This is a genomic window from Nocardia vinacea NBRC 16497 (assembly GCF_000308835.1).
Taxonomy (GTDB): Bacteria; Actinomycetota; Actinomycetes; order Mycobacteriales; family Mycobacteriaceae; genus Nocardia; species Nocardia vinacea.
The window spans coordinates 20715-43781 of sequence record NZ_BAGN01000161.1; the positions used below are offsets into that span (position 1 = coordinate 20715).

At 66.6% G+C, this 23067-nt stretch carries 20 protein-coding genes and 1 pseudogene; 7 read left to right on the top strand and 14 right to left on the bottom strand.

Features of this window, described 5'->3' with window-relative positions; translation table 11 throughout:
* The first annotated feature begins 21 nt into the window (after positions 1-21).
* Positions 22-969 (top strand): agmatinase, encoded by a 948-nt coding sequence (gene speB, locus ON44_RS21380; protein WP_040692821.1) that lies wholly within the window; start codon positions 22-24, stop codon positions 967-969.
* 33 nt (positions 970-1002) lie between these two features.
* Here speB and ON44_RS21385 read toward each other — a convergent pair whose 3' ends face one another.
* From ON44_RS21385 to ON44_RS21425, 9 genes are all read right to left on the bottom strand, one after another.
* On the bottom strand, positions 1003-1788 hold the full coding sequence (locus tag ON44_RS21385; protein WP_040692849.1) for an alpha/beta fold hydrolase: 786 nt from the start codon (positions 1786-1788) through the stop codon (positions 1003-1005).
* A 266-nt stretch (positions 1789-2054) separates the two neighbouring features.
* On the bottom strand, positions 2055-3200 hold the full coding sequence (locus ON44_RS21390) for an acyl-CoA dehydrogenase family protein (protein ID WP_040692823.1): 1146 nt from the start codon (positions 3198-3200) through the stop codon (positions 2055-2057).
* A 155-nt stretch (positions 3201-3355) separates the two neighbouring features.
* Positions 3356-4423, bottom strand: coding sequence for an alpha/beta hydrolase (locus ON44_RS21395; RefSeq protein ID WP_083898037.1), 1068 nt, complete (start codon positions 4421-4423; stop codon positions 3356-3358).
* Between the two features lie 45 nt (positions 4424-4468).
* A complete protein-coding gene (locus ON44_RS21400) occupies positions 4469-5368 on the bottom strand; it encodes a lysophospholipid acyltransferase family protein (RefSeq protein WP_051182287.1) in 900 nt (299 codons plus the stop codon).
* 291 nt (positions 5369-5659) lie between these two features.
* Entirely contained in the window at positions 5660-7126 is a 1467-nt protein-coding gene (gene hflX / locus ON44_RS21405; RefSeq protein ID WP_051182290.1) for a GTPase HflX, read from the bottom strand.
* Positions 7127-7344: 218 nt separating this feature from the next.
* Complete coding sequence (dapF, locus tag ON44_RS21410; RefSeq protein ID WP_040692856.1) at positions 7345-8232, bottom strand: diaminopimelate epimerase; 888 nt, start codon at positions 8230-8232, stop codon at positions 7345-7347.
* Positions 8233-8259: 27 nt separating this feature from the next.
* Positions 8260-9105, bottom strand: a complete 846-nt coding sequence (locus ON44_RS21415; RefSeq protein WP_083898039.1) for a TrmH family RNA methyltransferase — start codon at positions 9103-9105, stop codon at positions 8260-8262.
* Positions 9102-10019 carry a tRNA (adenosine(37)-N6)-dimethylallyltransferase MiaA gene (miaA, locus tag ON44_RS21420; protein ID WP_040692826.1) on the bottom strand — a complete coding sequence of 306 codons (918 nt, stop codon included), beginning with the start codon at positions 10017-10019 and terminating at the stop codon, positions 9102-9104. The genes ON44_RS21415 and miaA overlap by 4 nt, the downstream gene beginning before the upstream one ends.
* Positions 10016-10798 carry a class III extradiol ring-cleavage dioxygenase family protein gene (locus ON44_RS21425; RefSeq protein WP_040692858.1) on the bottom strand — a complete coding sequence of 261 codons (783 nt, stop codon included), beginning with the start codon at positions 10796-10798 and terminating at the stop codon, positions 10016-10018. Before ON44_RS21425 ends, miaA begins: the two co-directional genes overlap by 4 nt.
* Positions 10799-11062: 264 nt before the next feature.
* Here ON44_RS21425 and ON44_RS21430 point away from each other — a divergent pair, with 264 nt between their 5' ends.
* Positions 11063-12493: a DUF349 domain-containing protein gene (locus ON44_RS21430; RefSeq protein ID WP_040692827.1), complete on the top strand. Its 1431-nt coding sequence runs from the start codon at positions 11063-11065 to the stop codon at positions 12491-12493.
* 661 nt (positions 12494-13154) lie between these two features.
* Here ON44_RS21430 and ON44_RS21435 read toward each other — a convergent pair.
* Together ON44_RS21435 and miaB are read right to left on the bottom strand one after the other, a co-directional pair.
* On the bottom strand, positions 13155-13736 hold the full coding sequence (locus ON44_RS21435) for an Rv2732c family membrane protein (RefSeq protein ID WP_040692860.1): 582 nt from the start codon (positions 13734-13736) through the stop codon (positions 13155-13157).
* Positions 13737-14374: 638 nt separating this feature from the next.
* Positions 14375-15931, bottom strand: coding sequence for a tRNA (N6-isopentenyl adenosine(37)-C2)-methylthiotransferase MiaB (gene miaB / locus ON44_RS21440; RefSeq protein WP_174415111.1), 1557 nt, complete (start codon positions 15929-15931; stop codon positions 14375-14377).
* A gap of 264 nt (positions 15932-16195) precedes the next feature.
* On the opposite strand from miaB, the gene gluA reads away from it, so the two are divergent.
* The 4 genes from gluA (at position 16196) to ON44_RS21460 (ending at position 19510) form a co-directional block, all read left to right on the top strand.
* Positions 16196-16924, top strand: a complete 729-nt coding sequence (gluA, locus tag ON44_RS21445; RefSeq protein ID WP_040692828.1) for a glutamate ABC transporter ATP-binding protein GluA — start codon at positions 16196-16198, stop codon at positions 16922-16924.
* Between the two features lie 65 nt (positions 16925-16989).
* On the top strand, positions 16990-17823 hold the full coding sequence (locus ON44_RS21450; protein WP_040692829.1) for a glutamate ABC transporter substrate-binding protein: 834 nt from the start codon (positions 16990-16992) through the stop codon (positions 17821-17823).
* Between the two features lie 122 nt (positions 17824-17945).
* Complete coding sequence (locus tag ON44_RS21455; protein WP_040692831.1) at positions 17946-18620, top strand: amino acid ABC transporter permease; 675 nt, start codon at positions 17946-17948, stop codon at positions 18618-18620.
* Positions 18617-19510: an amino acid ABC transporter permease gene (locus ON44_RS21460; protein WP_040692833.1), complete on the top strand. Its 894-nt coding sequence runs from the start codon at positions 18617-18619 to the stop codon at positions 19508-19510. The genes ON44_RS21455 and ON44_RS21460 overlap by 4 nt, the downstream gene beginning before the upstream one ends.
* Positions 19511-19720: 210 nt before the next feature.
* Here the strand turns inward: ON44_RS21460 and ON44_RS21465 are convergent, their stop codons facing one another.
* Positions 19721-20671 carry a LysR family transcriptional regulator gene (locus ON44_RS21465; RefSeq protein WP_083898041.1) on the bottom strand — a complete coding sequence of 317 codons (951 nt, stop codon included), beginning with the start codon at positions 20669-20671 and terminating at the stop codon, positions 19721-19723.
* Between the two features lie 96 nt (positions 20672-20767).
* Between ON44_RS21465 and ON44_RS21470 the strand changes: the two genes are divergently transcribed.
* Complete coding sequence (locus tag ON44_RS21470; protein WP_040692835.1) at positions 20768-21649, top strand: NAD(P)H-binding protein; 882 nt, start codon at positions 20768-20770, stop codon at positions 21647-21649.
* 81 nt (positions 21650-21730) lie between these two features.
* On the opposite strand, the gene recX is transcribed toward ON44_RS21470, so the two are convergent.
* Together recX and ON44_RS52735 are read right to left on the bottom strand one after the other, a co-directional pair.
* Positions 21731-22300 (bottom strand): recombination regulator RecX, encoded by a 570-nt coding sequence (recX, locus tag ON44_RS21475; protein WP_040692863.1) that lies wholly within the window; start codon positions 22298-22300, stop codon positions 21731-21733.
* A 613-nt stretch (positions 22301-22913) separates the two neighbouring features.
* Positions 22914-23067 (bottom strand): annotated as a pseudogene (locus ON44_RS52735) (recombinase RecA); the annotation flags it as partial.

The following is a 23067-nucleotide window of genomic DNA, read 5'->3' on the forward strand; positions in this document are numbered from 1 at the left end:
CCCAGAGAGGAGCATTCACCGATGACCACTGTCGGACCGGTCGATGCCACCGTCATTCCCCGCTACGGCGGCCCGGCGACCTTCGCCAGGCTGCCGCGTATCGATGAGGTCGCCGCGACCGATATTGCCATCGTCGGCGTTCCGTTCGATACCGGCGTGAGCTACCGGCCGGGTGCCAGACTCGGCCCCGGCCATGTGCGCATGTCGTCGAAGTTGTTGCGTCCCTATAATCCGGCACTCGATATCTCTCCGTTCGATGCATTGCAGATCACCGACGCCGGTGACTTGTCCTGCAATCCGTTCGATATCGATGCGGCGATCGCCGAAATCGAATACGGCGCGGACGCGATCACCAGCACCGGTGCCAGACTCCTGACCATCGGCGGTGACCACACCATCGCCCTGCCGCTGTTGCGCTCGGTGGCCAGGCGACACGGTCCGGTCGCGGTCGTGCATTTCGACGCGCACTTGGACACCTGGGACACCTATTTCGGCGCGTCCTATACCCACGGCACCCCGTTCCGACGGGCGTCGGAAGAAGGGCTGATCGACCGCGAGGCGAGCCTGCACATCGGCACGCGCGGGCCGCTCTACGGTAGCGGCGACCTCGCCGACGACCGGATGCTCGGCTTCGCGACGATCACCGCGCCCGAGATCGAAATCGACGGTGTTTCAGCCGCGGTCGAACGAATGCGAGCAAGGATCGGCGACCGGCCGGTTTATGTTTCGGTCGATATCGATGTCCTCGACCCAGCACACGCACCGGGCACCGGAACCCCCGAGGCGGGTGGATTGACCAGCCGCGAATTGCTCTACCTGCTACGCGCTTTCAGCAGTGTGAACCTGGTCGGCGCGGATATCGTCGAGGTATCACCCGCCTACGACCACGCCGAAATCACCGGTATCGCGGCCGCGCATGTCGGATATGAATTGCTGTCCGCCATGGCGATGGATCGCCCAACGACGTAAACCATTGGCGGTCGAGTAGATCCGTACAACGTCTTACGCGTCCCCGGCCATGCGGCGAATCTCCTCGACGATCACCTCGGGCTCGCTGAACATCACGAGGTGCCCGGAGCGCGTCGCTTCGACCATCCGTCCATTGGGCCACGCGCCTGCGGTGCTGTGATGGGCGGCGGTCAGCGCACTTCGGGTGTGCTTGTCGATGCGTGGCTGTTTCGTGCCGGAGATGACGCTGATGTCCAGCGCGCCGAGTTGGGGTGGATGTTCACGAAGGCGTCGCAGCTCGCCGCTGAACTGATCCTGCTCGGCGACCATGGTCCGCGCGGCTCGCACGGTGAAGTCCTCGGCGCGGTGGTCCGCGGCGATATCGGCGGGCTGCGCACCACCCACTTTGCCGCCGAGCATTCGGTACAGACCCGACCGGGCGAGCGCGGGCATGAGCACTCGAGTCATCGCGTAGCGTTTATCCGCTGAAGGCGCGAAGTACAGTTCGCAGTTCTCATCGCTCTGATCCACCAACACAATTCCGCGGATGCGTCCGAGATCGGCCGCCGCGGCGACCCGGACGATGGGGCCGCCCCAACTGTGTCCGACAAGGATGAAAGGCCCCGGCCCCAAGGCGCGCAGCAAAGTATCGAGATCCCCGGCCATCCGTTCCAGCGTCCGCGGTCGCGCATCGTCGTCACTGCGCCCGGTACCGGCTCGATCGTAGACAACTGCGCGCATCCGCTCAGCGATCACCGGTTGCACAAGCCCCCAGATCGACCGCGAAAAACCCATCCCCGACTCGAACACAACCGTCGGCTCGCCCGTTCCCCGCACCATATAGTGCAGCCGACGTCCATCACCGGTCACGACGAAAGCGCTTGTCCCGAAAGTGTGTTCAGCACTACGCCCCTGTCGCGCCACCGACTCGACCACTGTCCCCGACCTGCCTTCCGTCGAATATCCGTCAACCGCTCACCGGCCCGAGCCGCGCGACCGGTGCCGCGCCTACCCTCCGCATCCTTCCCCAGACAATGCCCCCGAAAACGGAAAAACTCCAGCCGTAGACGGGCAACGTCACCGGCCGGAGTCCAAACCGCCTGGTATCAGCTCAGTTTCAGCGAACGGCCGATGATTTCCTTCATGATTTCGGTGGTGCCGCCGTAGATGGTCTGGACGCGGGCGTCCATGTAGGCCTTCGCGATCGGGTATTCCTTCATATAGCCGTAGCCGCCGTGCAGTTGCAGGCAGCGGTCGATGAGGTAGAGCTGCTCCTCGGTGCTCCACCACTTGGCCATGGCGGCATCCTCGACAGACAGCTTGCCCGCGTTGAGATCTTCGATGAAGCGGTCGACCAGGACGCGGACGGCGGTGGTCTTGGTGGCCAGTTCGGCCAGCACGAAGCGGGTGTTCTGCAGGGCGCCGATCGGCTTGCCGAAGGCCTTGCGGTCGCGCACGTACTGGATGGTCATCTCCAGGCAGGCTTCCATGGCCGCGGCCGCCATGACGGCGATCGACAGGCGCTCCTGCGGCAGATTGTTCATCAGGTGGATGAAGCCCATGCCCTCGGTGCCGAGCAGGTTCTTACCTGGAACGCGAACATCGGTGAAGCTCAGTTCGGCGGTGTCCTGCGCCTTGAGGCCGAGCTTGTCGAGGTTGCGGCCACGTTCGAAACCGGGCATGCCGCGTTCCACGACGAGCAGGCTGAAGCCCATCGCACCCTTGTCCGGATCGGTCTGGGCGACCACGATGACGATATCGGAGTTGATGCCGTTGGTGATAAAGGTCTTGGCGCCGTTGAGGATCCAGTCGTCGCCGTCGCGGACCGCGCGGGTCTTGATGCCCTGGAGGTCGGAGCCGGTGCCCGGTTCGGTCATCGCGATGGCGGTGATGATCTCGCCGGAACAGAAGCCGGGCAGCCAGCGCTGCTTCTGCTCATCGTTGGCGAGTTCGAGCAGATAAGGCGCGATCACATCGTTGTGCAGGGCGAAGCCGAGGCCGGAGTACTGGCCGCGCACCGACTCCTCGGCGACGATCGCGTTGTAGCGGAAATCCTTGACCCCGCCGCCGCCGTACTCCTCGGGCATGGCCATGCCGAGGAATCCCTGTTTACCGGCCTCGAGCCAGACCGCGCGATCGACAATGCCCTGCTCTTCCCACTTCGCGTGATTCGGCGCGACGTGCTGATCGAGAAACTTGCGGAACGACTCCCGGAACAGCTCGTGTTCGGGTTCGAACAGTGTGCGCTCCACGCCAACCTCCTAGTGACCCCACGGCCGGTCCACACCGACCCGTCGTTGCTACATACGGTACCCGGAACGAGAACCATCGTTTACTTCTGGGCCAGAAATCGTGGTCTCACCTGGACCGGCGGAGGTGGTTCGGCAAGTCGATCGGCAAACCCGACCTAGGCAGGCAATCCCAGTCCCTGCGCGAGCACGGGCCACGACGCCTTCAGCGCGTCTTCCCAATAGCCCCAGGAGTGGGTACCGGTGGGTTGGAAGTCGTAGGTGGCGGGGATGCCGAGTTGGTTCAGGCGGGTCTGCAGGTTGTGTGTGCAGTAGTTGCTTGCGGCTTCGAGTGCGCCGCCGACGGCGACCTGGTCGGCGAGGCCGCCGACGCCGGGCAGGGCGTGCTGGCCGTTGAGAGTGTCCCATTGGCCGGGGATACCGGTGCCGTCGGAGATGAACAGGTTCAGTCCGCGCAGTTGGTCGGCGTGCACGTACGGATCGTTGGCGGCCCACATCGGATCACCTTGCGGCCCATACATATTCGCCGAACGACCGCCACCCGCGGCGACCACGGCGTTGACGAAGTTGTAGCCGACGGGGTCGGCGATCTGTGCACAACCACTGTAGGCGGCCACCGATTTGTAGAGGCCCGGTGCGGCGATGGGCAATTGCAGTACCGAAGTACCCGACATCGAGAGGCCCGCAATCGCATTGGTGCCGTTCGCGCCGAGTCCGCTATCGATGAGCGGGGGCAATTCTTCGGTGAGGAAGGTCTTCCACATGTTCACGCCGAGCTCCGGATCGGGAGCGCGCCAGTCGGTGTAGTAGCTCCATTTACCGCCGACCGGTGTGACTACATTCACATCCTTGTCGTCGAAGAACTGCGCGGCATCGGTCCGCGCCTGCCAGGTCGCCGAATCCTCGCCGCCGCCGGCGCCATTGAGCAGATACAGCGTCGGGCGCGGTACGGACGTATCGGCCGGGCGCTGCACCTGGATCTCGATGTTCTTGCCCATGGCGGCCGAGTACACCTGCAGGGTCAGGTTGCGGTTGTCCTTGACCGCGACATCGGCGACATACGAGCCATCGGACGAGCGCGACGAGGTGAGCAATTTGCCGGTCGCGACGACCGGATCGGCGACGGTGTCCGCGGACGCGAGAAAGCCACCCGATGCGGCCGGAAATCCCACCAGAACTGCTGCTACACCCGCTACCGCCGCCATACGCACTCTCGTTCCAGCCATTCGGCCAAGGTATGGAGAGTTACTGACAAATAACTGAGAGCAGACTCAGAACAGACTGCGCAGTCGGCCGAACAGGGTGCGACCTGGATCACGGTCGCGCTCGCTGAACAGGAACTTCAGTTCCTCCTCCAGCTCCTTGCGCACCACGTCACGCAGTTCCACCGCGGCGGCATGCATATCGGGCGCGTCCCGCCACGGCGTCGGATCGATCGGCGCACCGGCGGAGAAGTAGAAGCGCTCGGGACGCGGGATGCCGGTCGGTCCCACGCCGCGGATCAGCGGCGGGGTCAGGTCCCGGTTCAGACCGAGCGCCTCGACGGCCCAGCGCAGCGGTCGCATGACCGGATGGTCGCCGTCGAAGACGATGTCGTAGGCGTCGTCGACGCCGATCATCGCCACCGGCACGATCGGCGCGCCCGCCTCGATCGCCATATGCGCGAAGCCGGAGCGGCCCTCCCACTTGAGGACGTACTTCTCGTTCTTGCGGCGCACCGCTTCTCGACCGCCGCCAGGGAACACGATGACGGCCTCGCCGCGCGCCAGCAGCGCCAGGCAGTTGCGGCGGTTGCCGCGCACCGTGCCGAAGTGGTGCAGCAGCTGACGGATGCCGGGCACATTGATGAGCACATTCTCGGCCAGCCCGCGGATCAGTCGACCGCGCCTGCGCAGCACCTCGGGCAGCAATAGCGGCGCATCGATACCGCCCATCAGATTGTGGTTGCCGACCAGCAGCACCGGCCCCTCGGCCGGAATGTTCTCCAGGCCGTAGAACCGCGGACTCGTCCACGCGCGCAGCGGCGCGAGCAGCGTGTCGAGCACCCGCATATCGGTATCGGTGAGCGAAACCGACAGTGGCGCACCATCACTCAGCACCGACGCGGCGAGCGACGAATCACCGGAGCGCCGATCACCCGAATCGGCCGCACCGGAGTGGTCATGCGACATTTAACCCTCCTGATGTCGATTCGATGACGATAGCGCAACGAATTCGCCTGTGTTGCACTGGATGTGCCCGGCATGCGCTACCGACCGGCCGGTCCGCGACCGAATCGGGCCGACTCCGGTGCGCCGTGTGGTCCGCAACCGCGATCGGCGACCGCTCACCGGTCCTCGCGGCCCACGATTCGACGGAACGTCGACACACCATTGCTGCGCGCCCCGTCAACGGCACTGCGTCCGACTGGTCCACTCGACGCCGTGCCCGATAACGACTCGACGGCCGATCGAGACCACAGCTCAGTGCGCGACACCATCGGCCTCGGGCGAACCCGCACCGTCCGGCTCGGACGATCCGCCGGCGTGCGCGAACGGTGACAGCGCCGCCGCCAGTGCGTGCGGAACGCGGGCGCGCACCCGGGTGCCGCCCTCCTCGTGCTCGGAGGTGGTGATGCGGCCGTCCGCATGGATGCGGGCGAGCAGATCGCCACGGGTGTAGGGCAGCAGCACACTGATTTCGACGTCGAGGCCGCCGAGCACCTCGGCGAGGCGCTCGCGCAGCTCGGTGATGCCGGTGCCCTTGTGCGCCGAAACGTAGGACGCGTCGGGCAGCATCGCGCGCAGCCGAGTGAGCTCGACCGGGTCGACCGCATCGATCTTGTTGACCACCAACAGCTCCGGCGGCGCCGGTGCCCCCGACTGCTTGATCACATCGGTGATCACCTCGCGGACCGCCTTGATCTGTTCAGCGGGTAGCGGGTCAGAACCGTCGACCACGTGCAGCAGCAGATCCGCGCCGGTGACCTCCTCCAGGGTGGACCGGAACGCCTCGACCAACTGGGTCGGCAGATGCCGCACGAATCCGACGGTATCGGTGAAGACGACCTCGCGGCCGTCGTCCAGTTCGGCACGGCGGGTGGTCGGATCCAGTGTCGCGAACAGTGCGTCCTGGACCAGCAGGCCCGCGCCGGTCAGCGCGTTCATCAGGCTGGATTTGCCCGCATTGGTGTAGCCGACGATGGCGACCGCCGGGATGCCGCTGGAAGTGCGACGGGCCCGCTTGGTATCGCGTGCGGTCTTCATCTCGCGAATCTCGCGGCGCAACTTGGCCATTCGCTCGCGAATGCGGCGACGATCGGTTTCGATCTTGGTCTCACCGGGACCACGCAGACCCACACCGCCGCCATTGCCGCCTGCGCGACCACCGGCCTGCCGGGACATGGACTCACCCCAACCGCGCAGTCGCGGCAGCATGTATTCCATCTGGGCCAGCGATACCTGCGCCTTACCCTCGCTGGAGGTGGCGTGCTGGGCGAAGATGTCCAGGATCAGTGCGGTTCGGTCGATCACCTTGACCTTGACGACCTTCTCCAGCGCGGTCAGCTGCGCCGGGGTCAGTTCACCGTCGCAGATCACGGTATCGGCGCCGGTTTCGAGTACCACGGCGCGCAGTTCGTCGGCCTTACCGGAACCGATATAGGTGGCCGGATCCGGCTTGTCGCGACGCTGGATCAGTCCTTCCAGCACCTCCGAACCCGCGGTTTCGGCGAGTGCGGCCAGTTCGGCCATGCTCGCCTCGGCCTGTGTCGCGGTGCCCGTGGTCCAGACCCCGACCAGCACGACCCGCTCCAGTCGCAGCTGACGGTACTCGACCTCGGTGATATCGGTGAGCTCGGTCGACAGACCCGCGACACGCCGCAGCGAGGAGCGCTCGTCGAGCTGCATCTCGCCGACAGTCGGGTCGGCGGTCCACCCGGACCGCCGCATCCGCGCGGCGTGCTCGGCGACTACATCGCCGGTGTCTTCCGTCGTGTCCTCGACGGCCTCGACGTGGTCATTGTCGTCGGCCGGAGTGAATTCAAAAGTCTTCGATTTCGTCATACATCATCCATGCTGCCACGAGTGCTGACCGATGCGCATTCGGTTATCCCTGGACACGGCCGAGGCCGGTCCCGGCTGCTGCGCAGCAAGGCGTATCAGCGAGCTCAGCTCGGCGAATGCGACGACCACCAGTCTTCGGCAATCCGGCCCGTCGCAACCAGCACCGACGGTCCGCGCAACCGAGCCGCACCCTCGGCGAGGCGGACGGTGACCTCGCCACCGAGCACCCGGACGCGCACCTCACCGGTGTCGGTGGCGATGCGGAAACCGTCGGCGGCCAGAGCGGCCGCCGCGGCAGCGACGGTTCCGGTTCCGCAGGAACGGGTTTCGCCGACACCGCGTTCGTAGACGCGCATATCGACCGCGCCGTCGACCAATCCGGTCAGGATCTCGACATTCACGCCCTGCGGGAACAGATCCGGGTCGAAGCCGGGTGCGACGGTGAGATCGAGTTTAGCGAGCGCGTCCACGGTCAGGCTCGCATCGACGCAGGCCAGGTGCGGATTGCCGACGTCGATGCCGATGCCGGGCAGCGCCCAACCACCGATGGTCGCATTCGAGGAACCGAGCTCGCGAACGATGCCCATCCCCACGGTTACCTCGCCATTGGCAGGCCCACCGGAATGCACCGTGACCGGACGCGCCCCCGCGCGACTACCGACGACGTACTCCGTACGCGATTCGAGCCCCTTCGCCGCCAGGTAGTGCGCGAATACCCGCACCCCGTTGCCACACATCTCGGCGATCGAGCCGTCGGCATTGCGATAGTCCATGAACCAGTCGGTGTCGGCGATACCCTCGGGAATCTCGGCGAGCACACCCGCGTCCCGCAGCGTGCCCGCCCGCGCCACCCGCAGCACACCGTCCGCGCCGAGTCCGCGGCGACGATCGCACAGCGCGGCGACCCGGTCCGGCGTCAGGTCCAGTCGGACCTCCGGATCGGGCAGCACCACGAAATCGTTCTCGGTGCCGTGGCCCTTGGTGAACTCGATATCCGACACGTCGCGCATTCTCCCTGCTTATCGTCCTCGAACCAACGTACGGCGCTGCCGCGAAATTTCGTACAACGCGACCGCGGCGGCCGAGGGCGCACCGAGCGAGCTGGCGGTGCCACCCATCGGGATATAGACCATATCGTCGCAGGCCTCCTGCCAGGCCGCGCTCATGCCGCTGGTCTCATTGCCGACGACCAGGATCGTCGCCTCGGCGAAGTCGTAGTCGAAGACCGCATCCGCGCCGTTCTCATCGGTGCCGACAATGCGGGTCGGGATGCCACGCTGGATCTGCCGGTCGCGGAATTCGAGCACCTGCGCGGGCCCGGCCGCACGGAAGATCGGCATGACGAACAGCGAACCGGTGGATGCGCGGACCGCCTGCGGATCGTATTGGTCGGCACCGTGACCGGTGACGATGATGCCGCTGGCACCGAAGGCGTCGGCGGAGCGGATGAGCGTGCCGAGATTGCCTGGCGAGTTGGGGCGATCGAAAACCACCACGACAGGTGGCGCTGTGTCACCGGGTTCACCGGGCTCGAAGGTGTCGAGCTCGGGTTGCCTGGATATCGCGACGGCCACCAATTCCGGTATGCCGGTGGACTTTTCGCCGAGTTCGGCCATCAGCTCCGGAACCAGGCCGACCTGCGGCACGCCGCTGGTCTCCAGTAGTTCCCGGGCCCAACTCGACAGCTCCGGCGCGCCGAGGCGGTAGAGCATCGTCTCCAGCGGCCAGTCATTGGCGATCGCTTGAGTGATCGGGCGCACACCCTGCACCAGGAAGCGGCCGTCGCGGTGGCGCTTGGTCCGGTTGTTCAGATACGCCTGCCACACCTGGACCGAGGCGTTGCGGGTACTCACACGACGTGTCACTGCGGGATCCGTTCCTTCTCTAGCAGGGACAACGCGGTCGCGACCAGACCGGGATCGGCGCCGTCCACCCACCGCACCCTGGGATCGCGGCGGAACCACGAGCGCTGCCGCCGGACATAGCGCCGGGTGCCGATCAGGGTGCGTTCCTGCGCGTGGTTCAGGTCGTATTCGTTGTCCAGGTACGACAGGACTTGTGCGTAGCCGATCGCCCGGCGCGCCGTGACGCCCTCGCGCAGACCCTTATCGATCAGTCCGCGGACCTCGTCGACGAGACCGGCCTCGAACATCAGCGCGGTGCGCCGTTCGATGCGCGCGTCGAGTTCGGCGGTGTCGCGGTCCACTCCGATGATCACGGTGTCCCAGCGCGGTTTTCCGATGACCGGCGCCGAGGCCGCGAACGGGCGGCCGGTGAGTTCGACGACCTCGAGCGCGCGCACCATGCGGCGGCCGTCGGTGGGCAGGATGGTCGCCGCGGCCGCCGGATCGGCCGCTTTCAACGCTTCGTGCACAGCGCTGATGCCGCGCTCGGCCAGCAGTGCCTCCCACCGCGCACGGACCGTCGGATCGGTGGCCGGAAATTCCCAATCATCCAGCAGCGCTTGGACATACATCATCGAGCCGCCGACGATGACCGGCCTGCGGCCGCGCGCCATGATCTCGCGCACATCCACACTGGCCGCGGCCTGATAGGCGGCGACGGTTGCGGTTTCGGTGACTTCGAGGACATCGAGTTGGTGGTGCGGGATGTCCCGGCGTTCGGCGGGCAGGAGTTTCGCGGTGCCGACGTCCATGCCGCGATAGAGCTGCATTGCGTCGATATTCACGATTTCGCCGCCGAGTCGTTCGGCGAGATCGAGGCCGAGGTCGGATTTGCCGGTGGCGGTGGGCCCGACGACGGCGATCGGCGTTGTCACCGATCACCTCCCGATGTGCGCCAGATGCTCACCTGATAGCCGACGCCGAACGGGGCATCGCTGTACAGGGTTTCGACGGATGGGGCGACCGAATCAGCGGCGAAAAGTCCAGCGAGCACCTGATAGGCCGCGCGGCCGGACAGCACGAGTTCGGCGCACAAGGCCGGATCCAGAGCAAGCAGTCCGGCGGTATCGCCGTCGGCCAGGGCACGGTCCAGTTCGCGCTGCACGTCGGCGGCGCGCTCGTCGAGGTAGCCCGGCGCCTTGAGGGTCAAGGTCGCCGCACCGTCCGCCACGACGAGAACGCCCGCCTCCTCCGGCGAATCGTCCAGGGCGGAACGCAACTGCGCACCGATCCGGGCGCATTCGTCGGCGGGTGTGTCGACGGCGACGAGAGTCGTCGCGGCCACCGCCTCCGGCGCCACCTGACCACGCAACCACCCGGCGATCAGGGCGGGCAGCGGCTGCCGTGGATCCGCTGCGCCGGGCGTTTGCCGCGATCGCGACAGCGCGTCCGCCGAAAGCCCTACCTGTACGTCCGCACCGAAACCGCGGAAGGTGCCGACCGCATCCGGTCCGACGACCTGCGCGCCCGCGCCCACACCCACGACGGTCCAGTGCCGAGTCGTCGCGGCCAACGCGCCGACCGCGGCGAGTGCGGCCGCGCGCAACACCGCGGGCGCGTCATCGGGATCCGACCCGGCCGCGTGCGCGAGACCGCCGCAGAGCTCGGGCACCAGGATCGGCGGCGACGGGACCAGGGCCGCAATGGAGAACACGCCGTAACCGTAGTCGTTCGCCGAATGCGCGATCCACAGCACCGCTGCGGCGTCCGCAACGTCGGGGTTCGAGTGTCTATGCCGCAAACTCGGCCGAGATTGATAGTGTTCGAGGTGCTACAACCCAGGTCATCACGGGTTGATTTCCCTGGGAATCATCAGTCGGAGGGCATTGATCGATGGTTTACAGGGCTCGGACCGGGTTCAATGGAGTGAGCTAGGGCGTAACCAGGCAGCCGTGACGCGCGGCAGGGACGAGGAGCAATGAGCGAGAGCAACGGAACGGCGAAAGCGACCCCCGGCAGCACGCCGCGCCCCTCGGATTCCCCGAAGGCCGCCGTGCCTAAACCTTCCGCCGCCCCGAAACCAGCCGCGGCCCCCAAACCGGGCGGGTCGGCGGCCCATCCCAAGCCACATGCGGTCAAACCGGCCCCGGGGCCTGCCGCGCAGCAGCATCCGCATCCGGTCGTCGTCCCGACCGTCAGCGATCCCAGTGCGTGGGGTCGCGTCGACGAAGACGGCACCGCATGGGTGAAGACCGCCGAGGGCGAGCGCGTCGTCGGATCCTGGCAGGCCGGCGACGCCGCCGAGGGCCTGGCGCACTTCGGCCGTCGGTTCGACGACCTGGCCACCGAAGTCGCGCTGCTCGAGGCTCGACTGGCCGCCGGGGCGGATGCCCGCAAGACCAAGGCGGCCGCGGTCGCCATCGCCGAATCGCTGCCCACCGCGGCGGTCATCGGCGATGTCGAGGGCCTCGCCCAGCGACTGCAGGCCATTGCCGAACACTCCGAAGAGGCGGCGGCGCACGCCAAGGAGGAGAAGGAAAAAGCCAGGCACGAGCACACCGAGCGCAAGGAAGCGCTGTGCGCCGAGGCCGAGAAGATCGCCACCGAATCCACGCAGTGGAAGGCCGCGGGCGATCGGCTGCGCGAAATCCTGGACGAGTGGAAGTCCATCCGCGGCGTGGACCGCAAGGTCGACGACGCATTGTGGAAGCGCTACTCCAAGGCGCGTGAGGCGTTCAACCGCCGTCGCGGCGCACACTTCGCCGAACTCGACCGCGAACGCGCGGCCGCGAAGTCGCGCAAGGAAGAACTCTGCGTGCGCGCCGAGGAACTTTCCGGCTCCACCGACTGGGTCGGCACCGCCGGTGTGTTCCGCGATCTACTCGCCGAGTGGAAGGCCGCGGGCCGGGCGCCACGCGAGGCCGACGAGGCGCTGTGGCGGCGTTTCAAGAGCGCCCAGGACGTGTTCTTCGCGGCGCGCAATGCCGCCGTCTCCGAGCGCGATGCCGAATTCGAGCAGAACGCCGCCGCCAAGGAAGATCTGCTGCAAGCCTACGGACACATCGATCCCTCCACCGGTCTGGACGCCGCCCGCGCCGCCCTGCGCGAACTCCAGGACAAATGGGACGCGATCGGCAAGGTCCCACGCGAACGCATCCAGGAACTCGAAGGCAAACTCCGCACCATCGAAAAGCGCGTCCGCGACGCGGCAGACGCCCAATGGCGCCGCACCGATCCCGAGGCCATGGCCCGAGCCGCCCAATTCCGCGAACGCGTCGCCCAATTCGAGGAACAGGCCGCCAAGGCAACCGCCGCAGGCAACAAGCGCGATGCGGAGAAGGCACTGGAGCAAGCCAAACAGTGGCGCGAGTGGGCCGAGGCCGCAGAAGGCGCAGTCAGCAACCGCTGATCCCGTACCGCCATGCGCTGGCGCGGATCGCATCGATCGGCCGCGCGACCGGTTGACGAACTCGGGTGCGATCGGCACCCGGCCGTCTCGGAGGCAAGACCGCGTGCCGCAGCCTGGCACGTGAGAAGCCAGCGCTGCGTGTCCTCCGCGCGGCTTGGTCTCGGGCCCTCGTGGAATTCATGCTCACTGGCAGCGCTACAGCACCTTCGTCCATGCCGCGTGGGCGCGAGCAACGCAAGCACGGACTCTGTGCGCTTGGCCACGAATTCGTCCACCGGGCAACGGATCTGATGCTTCGGCACCGGGCGCATTCCGGACTGTGCGGCCGCGCCGACTCCGCGGCCGGATCGCCATGCTGACCGGCAACGCCGCAGCGTAGTTCACACCGCTTCGGCTCGAGCACCGCAAGCGGGGACTCCGTCAGCCTCGGGGCTAAGCAACACGAAATCGTCTAGCGGACAACGGATCTGATGCTCGGCAACACCGCACTGGGCCGTGCGGCCGCGCTGACTGTGCGGCCCGGATAGCGATACCGACCGGCGGTTCCGGGTCGCTGGACGGGTCTGAGCGTGCACCCTCGCACGAGCTCGGCATTCTCTGCCACGTTCGCGCGAAAGGTGCGCGGCTCAGCGTAGGTCCGACGTTGAGTGCGCTGGGTGGGTCAGGAGTCGCCGGTGAGGCGGCGGCGGTCGCGTTCCTCGGCAGCGGCTGCGGCGTTGCGGCGCTGTTCCTCTGCGGCAAGTTGCAGGGCGGTGCGGCTCCAGACGACCCGGATCCAGTGGAAGGTCAGCACGATGATGGCGATGGTGCCGAGGATGAGGCCGACACCTGGGCCTGCACCGTGATAGTTGCCGAGGCCGGGGGTCTGGCGGTGCCAGATCGAGAAGACGCCGAAGACGCTGCCGATCGCGGAACCGGCGACGGCGATCCAGGCGAGGACCCAGCGGCGGGTCATCAGCGCGAGCAGTGAGAAGCCGATGCCGAAGAGGACGGCGAACCAGACGAAGATCCGCGACGGCAGACCGATGTGCTCAGCGCGCGCGGCATCGGTACCGAGCAGAACATCGAATCCGCGCGCACCGCCCGCATGCGACAACACGAGCGAAAACAGCAGCAGGAAAACCGCGCCCGCGACCACCATCGCGCGCACCCCGGGGTCGATCTCCCCCGCAATGCGCCGCTCGACGGCGTCGAGATCGTCCTTGAACTGCTCGAAGCCATTACTGCTCTCGACCGAGTTCACTGCGCCCTCGTCTCCTTCGGCTGATCTCTGCTCCGCTGCCTTACCCGCATCCACTGTGCCATCACCGCCCCCATCCCCCGCGGCCACCCCACTACGTCCGGTAGTACTCGCATCCCCCGCACCAGATCGCGAGTCCGCGGCATCCTGGCCGGGTCCCGAATCCGCCGCGACATCCTCGCCTCCCCGCGAACCCGCAGCGCCCACGCCCGATCCCGAATCCGCGACACCCTCGCCCGCATTCGAAACCGCGCCGGTCTCGCCGGGTCCCGAATCCGCGCCAACCTTGCGCCCACCCGAGCCCGAAGCGCCCTCGCCCGCGTTCGAGACGCCGCCGGGGTCACCCTTGGGATCGCCCGTACGCGTCCTACCGGCTCCGAGCGAATCCATCTCGGGTGAGCTCGGCACGACCTCGCGGCGTTCACCGCTCGGCGCGGCACTCTCACCTGCACGCTCCCCGTTATCAGTCTGTGCACCATCGGTCGCGCGATCGGACACCAGACCCGTCTCGTCGGCAGCACGCGTCGCACGATCTGCTCCGGCACCACCGGAATCCGACACGGACGACCCCGCTCCAGACGCACCCGGTGCGGGATCCGATCCCCCAGCACGCGTCAGGTCCTCGTCACCCGACCGTGTGCTCATGCGCCGCAGCCGGTTGAGCAGCCTGAGGCGACGGGTTCGGGCACGGGAGCGCCGATGCGGGGGAGGCCGAGGCCGACACCGATGGGGTCGGTTTTGGGGGTGATTCCGCGTTCGTGGGCGTCGCCTGCGCGGGTGCGTCGGTGGGTTTTGATGGGTGCGTCGGCGATCAGGTGGTGCGGGGCCGCGTCGGTGATGTCGACGGTGATGATGTCGCCGGGGCGGATCTTTTCCGCAGCGCCTTCGGGGCGGAAGTGCACGAGTCGGCCGTCGCGGGCGCGGCCGCTCATGCGGGCGGTCGCGGCGTTCTTCTTGCCCGCGCCGTCGGCGACGAGCAGTTCGACCTCGGTGCCGACGAGCGCCTCGTTCGCGCCGAGGGAGATCTCCTCCTGCAACGCGATGAGCCGCTCGTAGCGCTCCTGCACCACCGCCTTGGGCAGTTGGTCGGGCATATCCGCGGCGGGTGTACCAGGACGCTTGGAGTACTGGAAGGTGTAGGCGCTGGTGAACCGCGCCTGCCGGACCACATCCAGGGTCTCCTGGAAATCCTCCTCGGTCTCGCCGGGGAAGCCGACGATGATGTCGGTGGTGATCGCGGCGTGCGGCATCGCGGCCCGCACCTTCTCGATGATGCCGAGGTAGCGCGCCTTGCGGTAGGACCGGCGCATCGCCTTCAGCACCCGGTCCGAACCGGACTGCAGCGGCATATGCAGCTGCGGGCAGACATTCGGCGTCTCGGCCATCGCCTCGATCACGTCATCGGTGAATTCGGCCGGATGCGGCGAGGTGAAGCGCACTCGCTCCAGCCCATCGATGCGTCCGGCCGCACGCAAGAGTTTGGCGAAGGCACCGCGGTCACGCGTCTCGTCGGGATCGGCGAAGGACGCACCGTAGGAGTTCACGTTCTGGCCGAGCAGCGTGACTTCCAGGACGCCCTGATCGACCAGCGCCTGCACCTCGGCGAGCACATCGCCCGGACGGCGGTCGACCTCCTTGCCGCGCAGCGACGGCACGATGCAGAACGTGCAGGTGTTATTGCAGCCCACCGAGATCGAAACCCAACCGGCATAGGCGGATTCGCGCTTGGCGGGCAGGCTCGACGGGAACGCCTCCAGCGATTCCAGAATCTCCACCTGCGCCTCGGCATTGTGCCGCGCACGTTCCAGCAGCACCGGCAGCGATCCGATGTTGTGTGTGCCGAACACCACATCCACCCACGGCGCCTTGCGCACGACGGTGTCGCGGTCCTTCTGCGCCAGGCAGCCGCCGACGGCGATCTGCATGCCCGGCCGGTCGGCCTTGATCGGGGCGAGGTGGCCGAGAGTGCCGTAGAGCTTGTTATCGGCGTTCTCGCGCACCGCACAGGTATTGAAGACGACGAGATCGGCCGTCGCACCCGGCGCGGCCTTCACATAACCCGCATCTTCGAGCAGGCCCGACAAGCGTTCGGAATCGTGCACGTTCATCTGGCAACCGAAGGTGCGGACCTCGTAACTGCGTGCGCCGTCCGCGGCCGCAGGGGCGGGAGACAACACTGCCTGTCCGATCGAATCCACCCGTCCAGGGTACGGGGGTGCGCAACGCGGGTTTTCAGCGCATCGGCGCAGGCTCCGGGCCCCGGCCGGGTCGCATCGGAAGGGTTACGGCGCTGTGTCGTATCGGCGCGGCGTGACGGTGTGTCGCCGAAACCCGGGCAAATCGCCGTTTTCCGCTTAAGGTCTTGGACCATGACCGACGACGCCACCACGCCCGACACAATCGGGTTGGCCAAAACCGGGGCAGCTAGTTCTGATGAGGGCAGTACCGCTACGAGCGCGCCGATGATTTCGATGCGCAATGTGGAAAAGCACTTCGGTGACCTCCATGTGCTGCGCGATATCAACCTCGAAGTCCCCAAGGGACAGGTCGTCATCGTTCTCGGCCCCTCGGGGTCCGGGAAGTCGACGCTGTGCCGCACCATCAACCGACTGGAACCGATCGACTCCGGCGATATCGCCATCGACGGCGTACCACTGCCCGCCGAGGGCCGCGCGCTCGCCGCACTGCGCGCCGATGTCGGCATGGTGTTCCAATCGTTCAACCTCTTCGCGCATAAGACGATCGTCGAGAACGTGATGCTCGCGCCGCTGAAGGTTCGCAAGGTGAAAAAGGAGGACGCCCGCAAGCGCGCGATGGAACTGCTCGAGCGCGTCGGGATCGCCAATCAGGCCGATAAGTATCCGGCGCAGCTCTCCGGCGGCCAGCAGCAGCGCGTGGCGATCGCCCGCGCGCTGGCGATGAGCCCGAAGGTGATGCTGTTCGACGAGCCGACCTCGGCGCTGGACCCGGAGATGGTCAACGAGGTGCTCGACGTCATGGTGTCGCTGGCCAAGGAGGGGATGACGATGCTGGTCGTCACCCATGAGATGGGCTTCGCACGCAAGGCGGGCAACCGGGTGCTGTTCATGGCGGACGGGCTGATCGTCGAAGACGACACACCCGAGGTGTTCTTCACCGCGCCGAAGTCCGACCGCGCCAAGGATTTCCTCGGCAAGATTCTGAGCCACTGAACCGAGTAATCACCGCAAACGTAAAGACCTCGGCCACCGAAATCACCAGAGGGAGAAGGAACACGATGAGGATCAACCGTTCGCTTCGACTCGGCATCGGGGCGATAGCCCTGACGCTGGCCGCAACGACCGCCGCCTGTGGCGGTGGAAGCGACAAGTCCGCACTCGACAACGCCAAGGACGGAAAGCTCACCGTCGGCATCAAATTCGACCAGCCGGGCCTCGGCCTGCGCAACAAAGACGGCTCCTACAGCGGCTTCGACGTCGAGGTCGCCAAGTACGTCGCGGGCAAGCTCGGTGTGAAGCCGGAGAACATCACGTTCAAGGAGTCCCCGTCCGGTCAGCGCGAGACGCTGATCGAGAACGGTCAGGTCGACTACATCGTCGCGACCTACTCGATCAACGATGCGCGTAAGCAGAAGGTCGACTTCGCCGGGCCGTATTACGTTGCGGGCCAGTCGCTTTTGGTAAAGGCCGACAACTCCGGCATCAACGGTCCCGATGATCTGAAGGGTAAGAAGGTCTGCTCGGTGAAGGGCTCCACCCCGGCCCAGAACATCGAGAAGAACTACCCCGCCACGCAGCTGCAGACCAACGACACCTACTCGCTGTGCCTCGAGGGCCTGCAGGCCGGTTCGTACGACGCGGTGACCACCGATGACATCATCCTGGCCGGTTACGCCGCGCAGAGCGCGGGCACGTTCAAGGTCGTCGGCAAGCCGTTCACCACAGAGAACTACGGCATCGGCCTGAAGAAGGGCGATAAAGAGCTGCGCGACAAGGTCAACGACGCGATCGAGGCCATGATCGCCGACGGGTCCTGGAAGAAGGCGTTCGACTCCACGGTCGGCGTCTCCGGCTACCAGGCGCCCACGCCGCCGACGGTGAACCGGTACTGAGATTCGTGATCGGGTGGCCTGCACGGGCCACCCGATCTCTTGGCTACGAGCAAACCTGTACATAGCGCGCGGAAGGACGATCTCCGGCCGCCGCACAATCCGATCGGAGGGACGCGAGCACCGTGTTCGACCTGATCTCGAGGTATGACGTCCTCGGCGCCTTCTGGGTGACCATCAAACTGGCCGCGTCGTCGGCGGTCCTCGCCCTGATCCTGGGCACATTCGTCGCCGCGATGCGCGTCTCCCCCGTGCCGGTCGCCCGTTTTCTCGGCGCCGCCTACGTCACCATCTTCCGCAATACCCCGCTGACACTGATCATCGTGTTCTGCTCACTGGGCCTCTACTCCACCATGGGCTGGAAGCTCGCACCGGAGGGCCCGAACTCGCTGGCGCAGAACAACTTCCGCTACGCCGTACTCGGACTCAGCATCTACACAGCGGCATTCGTGTGCGAGTCATTGCGCTCGGGCATCAACACCGTGCCGATGGGCCAGTCCGAGGCGGGCCGCTCACTGGGCTTCACCTTCACGCAGAATCTGCGAATCGTGGTGCTGCCGCAGGCATTCCGCTCGGTCATCGCCCCGTTGGGCAGCGTGCTGATCGCGCTCACCAAGAACTCGACGATCGCCTCGGCGATCGGCGTCGCCGAGGCAGCGACCCTGATGGCCAAGATGAACGAGAACGAGGCCGCACTGATCACCATCGGCTTCATCTTCGCACTCGGCTTCGTAATCCTGACCCTGCCGACCGGCCTGCTGTTCGGCTGGCTGGCCAAGCGATACGAGGTGGCTCGATGAGTGCTTCGGTTCTTTTCGATGCGCCGGGGCCCCGCGCGCGCATTCGAAACCAAATCTATTCCGTCATCGCGATTGTCGCGGTGCTGGCACTCGGCTGGGTGTTCTACCGCGGCTTCGCCGATAAGGGCCAGTTCACCGCGGAGAAGTGGAAGCCGTTCATCGAGGCGGACGTCTGGAAGACCTATCTGCTGCCCGGCCTGCGCGGCACCCTGGTCGCGGCGCTGCTGTCGATTGTGTTCGCGCTGGTGATCGGCATGGTCTTCGGCATCCTTCGCCTGTCGGATCACCGGGTGGTGCGCTGGGTGGCGGGAGCGATCGTCGAGGTGGCCCGGGCCATTCCGGTGCTGATCCTGATGATCTTCCTGTTCTACGTCTTTTCCGATTACAAGGTGTTCAAGGTCGATCAGCTTGCGCTGTGGGCCGTGGTGATCGCGCTGACGGTCTACAACGGTTCGGTCATCGCCGAAATCGTGCGCGCCGGCATCAAATCGCTGCCGAAGGGGCAGACCGAGGCCGCGGTGGCGCTGGGTCTGCGCAAGGGGCAGCTGATGCGGTTGATCCTGCTGCCGCAGGCGATTACCGCCATGCTGCCCGCCTTGATCTCGCAAATGGTTGTGGCGCTGAAGGATTCGGCGCTCGGTTACCAGATCACCTACCTCGAGATCGTGCGTCAGGGCTCGCAACTCGGTGCGGCCGAACGCAATACGGTGCCCGCGCTGATGGTCGTCGCCGTCGTGATGATTCTGCTGAACAGCACGTTGACGATCGTGGCCAATAAGCTGGAGCAGCGGTTGCGCTCGCGCAAGCGGACCAAGGGTGCCGGCGTCGTGGCGGCCGACTCGATTCTGGCCGATGCGACTCCGGGGATGGATATCACGCAGAAGCCGTGAGTCCAGGGGTCTGAGCGTGCACTTCTCGCCTGCATCCGGCAATTGCCGGATTCGTGGAAAGGGCACGCTCAGAGCCTCTTTCGGACTGACGCGGTTTGGTTGCTGCTTGTGGCGACACCAGCATGTAAGCGGGGATGCGCTGCCGCCGAGGATGCGTGCATCCGGCACGTGCGCGGAGTTGTGGGGGCGGGTCGCTCAGGTGGTTGGTGATCAGGACAACGGCACGGTGCTGCGGAGTTCTTCGGTCTGGGGGTGGACCGCGGAGGTGAAAGTTTCCGCGAGTGGGGCGGATTCGGGCGGATAGGTGGCTGCTGCCACCGCGGTGGCTGCACGGACGAAGGCCGCCACCGCGGGTGAGTGACAGTTCTGTGGCCAAGCGATCGCGAGGGTGGCCGGTGTCAGGTCGGTGACCGGGCGATAGGCGATGCCGGGGCGCGGGTGGCGGCGCGCGACCGAGGAGGGCGGGAACCAGATGCTGTTGCCGAGTTCGACCAGGTTGAAGATCTGTGCCAGATCCCGGACGGGACGCGGGGTTTCGGAAGGCGGGGCGAGGCCGTCGCGGTCGGCGGGAATTCCGTCGGGCAGCGTTCGACCGCCCAGGTCGGCCAGGCACAGGGTTGCCCGGGCGGCGAGCGGATCGGATGCGGCCAGTGCGACCAGCCGCGGTTCGGTGAGCAGCGGTTCGACATCCAGACCACGGTCGTCGTACGGGGTGGACAGGAGGGCAACATCTGCGCGGCCCTGAAGTAGGGCCGGGACCTGCTCGCCCCGACCACCCAACATCAACTCGACCGGGACCGCGGCTTCCTCGAGGTGGTAGGTCTCGATGATCTTCGGCAGGAGTCCGGCGTCGTAGTCGGCTTTGAGCGCGAGCCGTAACCCCGGTGCGGGCCTGCCGACGTGCCGGGCACGCTGAGCAGCCGCCGCGACGGCATCGAGTGCGGTCCGCGCGTCGCGGAGCAAGGTCTCGCCGGGCGGGGTGAGCACCACGTGTCGGGTGGTGCGCTCGAAAAGTTGAACGCCCAGTTGACGTTCCAGTTCCCGGATCGCCCGCGACAGGGGTGGTTGCGCCATCCCCAGTCGGTCGGCTGCGCGTCCGAAATGCAGTTCCTCGGCGACGGCCACGAAGTATCGGAGTTGCCGAACCTCCAGATCACTCATACCCCCACGGTATCAACGCTTATCGGATCGGTCCTTCAGGTTCGATGCCGCGCCGACTTGACTTGCCAGTGCCAAATCACTCGAGCAGAGGTTGTCATGATCGTTGTTACCGCCCCGACCGGCACCATCGGCCGTCAGGTCCTGCCGCATCTCCTCGCCCGCGAAGTGCCGGTCCGTGTCATCGCGCGTGATCCCGCACGCCTGCCCGCCGATATCCGCGAGCGCGTCGAAGTCGTAACCGGTTCGCATGGGGACGTCGATGTCGTCACCAAGGCATTCGCCGGTGCCGATGCCGTGTTCTGGCTGCTTCCGCCGGATCGGCAGACCGCGAGTCTCGACGCGACCTTTCTGGATTTCACCCGGCCCGCCTGCGAGGCATTCAAGAGCCAGGGCGTCCAGCGTGTGGTCGGAATTTCGGGTCTCGGGCGCGGGGCCGCATCGGTTGGGAACGCCGGACTGGTCACGGCATCACTGGCGATGGACGATCTGATCGCGAGCACCGGTGTGAACTACCGCGCGCTGACGATGCCCTCGTTCATGGACAATTTCCTCCACCAGATCGAAGTGATCAAGACTCAGGGCATGTTCTTCGCACCGCTGTCCCCCGAGCTGAAACGCCCCGTCTGCGCGACCCGCGATATCGCCGCCGTCGCCGCCGAACTGCTGCTCGACGACTCGTGGAGCGGATATGACAGCGTTCCTGTGCTCGGCCCAGAAGACCTGTCCAACAACGACATGGCGCGAATCATGTCCGAAGTACTCGATCGCCCGATCCGGTTCCAACAAGTCTCCGGCGCGGCCTACAAAGCCACCATGCTCGAATCCGGCATGTCCGAGGCCATGGCTCAGGGCATGTACGACATGTTGGAAGCAAAGGAGAACGGCCTCGACAACGCCGAACCCCGCACTCCCCGAGCCACGACTCCGACCACCTTCCGCCAATGGTGCGAAGAAGTCCTCGCCCCCGCTTTCGACTAACTGTCGCCGCAGCGGACCGGCAAGGCACAGAGCCGAAACCGGCACAGGACACAGCCCACGACTGCCGCGCGTGACTTGGGCTCAGTCGAGGTCCGGCGCGTCGAACTGGGCCTGTGCCAGTTCGGCTTTCACCACGGTGTAGGCGGTGGATTGGTTGTAGCCGCGACGGGCGAGCATGGCTACGAGGCGGCGGACTGTTTTGTCGCGGTCCAGGTTTGCGGGCATGGTGCGCAGTTTGCGGCGGACCAGTTCGGTGGCGCGCTGTTCCTCGTCGTCGGCGGTGATGGCGTCGAGGGCGCAGGCGGCGTCGGATTGGGAGACGCCTTTGCGGCGGAGTTCTTGGGCAAGAGCTTGTTTGCCCTTGCCGGAGAAGGTGTGGCGGGACTGGACCCATTGTTCGGCGAAGGCGGCGTCGTCGATCAGGCCGACCTCGGTGAAGCGGTCGAGGGCGCGTTCGGTGATTTCGGGCGTAAAGCCCTTGGCCGCGAGACGCTGCGCCAGTTCGGCACGGCTGCGGGCGCGGACGGCGAGCAGGCGAAGACACGCCTCCTTCGCCTGCTCGACCGTCCCGCCTTGGGGAGTGCGCTCCGCACGGGACCGGTTCGCACCGGTGCCCGTCGAGGACGCACCCTCCTCGGATCCGGCCGCCACCGGATCCGCCCATCGGCCTTCGGAACTCTGTAAGTCAGCCGAGTGGGAGTCGTTGCGCCGGAATTCGTTCCGGCGCCCGCGACCGCGCCGGGACCCAGTCGAGCGCGCCCGCTGCGGATCGGGCGCGCTCGACCGAGTTCCCATGATGTCCGAATCGGCCAAACCACCTTCGGCCAACCGGACCCGCCTATCCCCCTGCCCCCTCCCCCGAAAACCCGCCCCCGCCGAATCCCCCTCGGGCCACTGGCCCCGGCCCGACTCATGCTCGTTCGAGTCGAAATCCGCAGCCTCCGAGTCGATCTCGGACCGCCGACCACGGCTCCGCCGAGAACCACGCGACCGGAACCCGGCAGCTCCTGCGGACTGCTGGACTCGCCTGGGCTCAGACTCGCCCACCTGGAAACCAGCGGCCTCCGAACCGCCCTCCGACCAGTGCACCCGCCCCGGTTCGGACTCGCCCGAACCGGACCCGGTTGGGGTTGGAATGGGTGGGCGGCCTGAGGCGGAGAGCAGTTCGTTCAGGCGGTGGCGGGCCTCGGTTACCGGGTCGGGCCGCGTTGTATCGGGTGCGGGCCGGGTGGGGTGCGGGGCTGGGCGCCGAGGGGTCATCGGATCAGAAGTCGGCGGGGACCTCGGCGGCCGCGCCGTCGGCGGTCACGTCGGCGCCGATGCCGAGCTTTTCCTTGATCTTCTTCTCGACCTCGTCGCGGACGTCGGTGTTCTCCAGCAGGAACTTGCGGGCGTTCTCCTTGCCCTGGCCGAGCTGG

Bases quoted from the DNA above. Each gene is read 5' to 3' on its own strand.
- ON44_RS21395 (WP_083898037.1), bottom strand. From the start codon at position 4,423: ATGGCTGGAACGAGAGTGCGTATGGCGGCGGTAGCGGGTGTAGCAGCA.
- ON44_RS21385 (WP_040692849.1), bottom strand. From the start codon at position 1,788: ATGGTGCGGGGAACGGGCGAGCCGACGGTTGTGTTCGAGTCGGGGATG.
- ON44_RS21450 (WP_040692829.1), top strand. From the start codon at position 16,990: ATGAGGATCAACCGTTCGCTTCGACTCGGCATCGGGGCGATAGCCCTG.
- ON44_RS21465 (WP_083898041.1), bottom strand. From the start codon at position 20,671: ATGAGTGATCTGGAGGTTCGGCAACTCCGATACTTCGTGGCCGTCGCC.
- ON44_RS21430 (WP_040692827.1), top strand. From the start codon at position 11,063: ATGAGCGAGAGCAACGGAACGGCGAAAGCGACCCCCGGCAGCACGCCG.
- hflX (WP_051182290.1), bottom strand. From the start codon at position 7,126: ATGCGGCGGTCCGGGTGGACCGCCGACCCGACTGTCGGCGAGATGCAG.
- ON44_RS21460 (WP_040692833.1), top strand. From the start codon at position 18,617: ATGAGTGCTTCGGTTCTTTTCGATGCGCCGGGGCCCCGCGCGCGCATT.
- speB (WP_040692821.1), top strand. From the start codon at position 22: ATGACCACTGTCGGACCGGTCGATGCCACCGTCATTCCCCGCTACGGC.
- ON44_RS21470 (WP_040692835.1), top strand. From the start codon at position 20,768: ATGATCGTTGTTACCGCCCCGACCGGCACCATCGGCCGTCAGGTCCTG.
- ON44_RS21400 (WP_051182287.1), bottom strand. From the start codon at position 5,368: ATGTCGCATGACCACTCCGGTGCGGCCGATTCGGGTGATCGGCGCTCC.
- gluA (WP_040692828.1), top strand. From the start codon at position 16,196: ATGATTTCGATGCGCAATGTGGAAAAGCACTTCGGTGACCTCCATGTG.